This is a genomic window from Stenotrophomonas sp. P5_B8 (assembly GCF_054049855.1).
In genome coordinates this window covers 1-2,701 of record NZ_JBFULO010000480.1, presented here as the reverse complement: position 1 = coordinate 2,701, position 2,701 = coordinate 1, and the positions used below count along the sequence as shown (strand labels likewise).

General features: G+C 55.5%; 3 protein-coding genes. All 3 read left to right on the top strand.

Annotation, left to right across the window (positions count from 1 at the left end; all coding sequences use genetic code 11):
* Positions 1-446 (top strand): hypothetical protein (locus tag ACXJKH_RS18315; RefSeq protein WP_457321481.1); only part of this gene is annotated, 446 nt, incomplete at its 5' end.
* 729 nt (positions 447-1,175) lie between these two features.
* On the top strand, positions 1,176-1,619 hold the full coding sequence (locus ACXJKH_RS18310) for a hypothetical protein (RefSeq protein ID WP_457321479.1): 444 nt from the start codon (positions 1,176-1,178) through the stop codon (positions 1,617-1,619).
* 380 nt (positions 1,620-1,999) lie between these two features.
* On the top strand, positions 2,000-2,701 hold a 702-nt coding region (locus ACXJKH_RS18305; protein ID WP_457321477.1), incomplete at its 3' end, for a hypothetical protein.

Here is a 2,701-nt window from a genome sequence, read left to right as displayed (position 1 = left end):
TCTTTATGGAGCCGTCCGGAGAAGATCCTGTGCATGCTGCAGCAATGCGGGCATTGCGTGCCGATGTGCTTCATGCAAAGGACGGGCCGGCCAAGCTGGCACGATATCTTGGGGTCGATGGTCCGCTGACAGAGGCGCGTGCCGGGGCGATGTTTGAAGCAGATATGGTCCGGGATGCGCTGGTGACTGTCGCCGTGCCTGCTGAGGTTAACGAGGCGCCTGAAGGATACGTTCCGGCGTGCATCGGCAATCGTAACGACGTGCGGGATATGCCCTGTCACAACTGCCCATTCACCGTCCAGTGCTCGAGCGTAAAGCGGAAGGTGACACGCGCGCTGAATGCCGCAGGCGTCTCAGGCGATCCCCGTGCTGATAGGAGGCGTGAGCAGAACCGGAACAGCCAGCGCAAGCATCGCGAGGAGCAACGGCGAAAACTGGCTGCATAGCGAGCGCCGACAAGGTCTTACGCGTGCAAACGAGCTTGCTTGTCAGCAGCCCCATAAGAGCTATACATCAAGAGCAACTACCTTCTCTTTGAGAAGGTAGATATTTATTGGGATGCCAACGTTGATGTCCCGTGACTGGTCCCATCGGTACTCGGGCCTTCGGCCCTCGCACCTCGGGTCCAGATGCGCGCCCCTTCGGGGACGCGCAGGGGGTTAAGTCCGGAGTTGATTGAAAGAAGTTTGACGGGCGTTCAATTGAAGCGCCTGCAAGAGCTTCTAGCTACTCTCTGGTGCCTCTGTGTAGGGGTGTTGCTGTCTACCTCTGCGGCGTAAGTAACGGGCTTCCTGTGCGTGCTGGTGAGCATCCCAACTGCGCYATGTCGCCTCGCAGTCCCGGTTCTTCCGCTTTATCCAGACTGCTTGCGCCAGTGTAAAGTGATTTCAACAGGTCACCTCATCCATGGGTGATTTTTGGACTTCTAATGCAAGAAGGCCGGTGCGAGATCTGTGGCGCAACTTGGTGCATCGAGAGAAGCCGTTGCACGGACGAGAGTGGAGGGGCTGGAAGATTGATTGCAATCCGGCATGTCGTTCTTGCAGGCTGCATCCTGCCCCATGTGAAACGCTATCAAATCGCGTGCTCTTGGAGCCCTGTATGGCAGGTGCGGGCGGCGGTGCGTCTGCCAACGCCTGCAACAGTAAGGTGGACGGGCAAGTATGAAGTGTACGGTGAGGTTTGACTTTGTAGGGGCGGCAGAAAAGCGTAGCTTTCAGGTCTCATCCCCTGCGACCGATATGTTCAAGGATGCGTTAAACAATCGCCGGGATGACCACATGGACCGTTGGAAGTGGATGATGGCAAGGATGTACGCGCCAGCACTGGGGGCTTTGGCGCTGGGGTTGCTGTTGATGCTGCCCTTGGGGATGATACGGGAGAGCCAGTTGCTTTCAGAGATCTACGCAGTGGCGCGCCTGGCTCCGGCTTTGGCGATCGTGGCTTCGGTGATCTTTGGACTTATCGCCACTGTGAGGCTATGGCGCTGTGATCAAGGAAGCAGCCCGCTGGTTTGCGAATGCGGTGGCTTGCTGGGACGGGAGCGTCCTGGGCTTTTTGGTGCATATCGAAAGTGTCTCGCCTGCAGCCGCAACGTCAATGAGAAGTACTACACGTAGGTTCGGCTCCGGGGAGGTACACCGCAAGCGAGTGTCCGCCTTGAGTGCATGAGTCAGCCCCGCCCAGCAATCCCCAAGGGTTCGCGCGCTCGGATGGGCTCAAAGTGCCGGCTCCCCGGCTTACAAGGCACTTATCAGTACTCTGGCTGACAAGGGAGCTTGGCGAAGTCATTGTTCCAAAAGGGTATCGGCCCGGTTGTGGTGCTGTAAGCAGCTGCATCAGTACTGCAAGGGTGGACGCAGATGGGCCTGCTGGAGGTGATGCTGGTGGCAAGGCCATTAGCAAGCGAAGGGGCTATTTGGCTCGAGGCTACAGCTCTCGGGCATGGTTTACGGTGGCTGGGAGCGGCTTGGGAGTTCAGGTGCTGGCTTGCCTCCCGATGACCGATGTATATTTTAGCTTCAGGAGCAAGGGGGCTGAAATGGAAGATCGTTCGTTGCGGTTTGGTGTCGAGGCGCATAACGGTATTGAGCTGAACGTCTGGCAGGGAACTTTGGTTAGTTCCAGTAAATTTGGAATCAAGTTTATAGTTAGTGCTGATTGTGATCTGCTGAACTCAAATGGTCGCGACGACCTGTTCTGCCTTAGTGTTCTGCCTGCTAGGGAGTACATTGGGAAATTCGCCATACCGGACTGTGCCGAAGAAATTATGGATCTTCTTCTCGCTGAAGTCAGGGCTATCGCCAATGCGATGAGTAGCCCTATTGGTGGGGTTTCCAATGAGCCGCTTCGAGAGTGGCTTGTTCGTGGAGGCGAGGTGCGCTGGCGCGCTGACATTAAGGGAATTCACAAGCCAGATGTGGCATTCATTAATTGCCTGGTTCAACCCGTGGAGGTATTGGCGCGCGTGGTTGAAAGTGGACATGTCATCGCTCCAGATTTAATAAAGCTTAAGTCTGAGGACAGCCAGGTTGCAAAAAGGCTCGAAAAGCTGTCAGCAAAAATTAAGAAGGTGCTTTCGAATAGAATGCAGGGCGGTCGATCTGATATTTATATCATACCTACTATTCCTGGGGTGCTTGAAAGTGGATTCGTAGTTCCATTTCGGACTTTGACTGTAGCTTCTCGTCGCGATATTTGT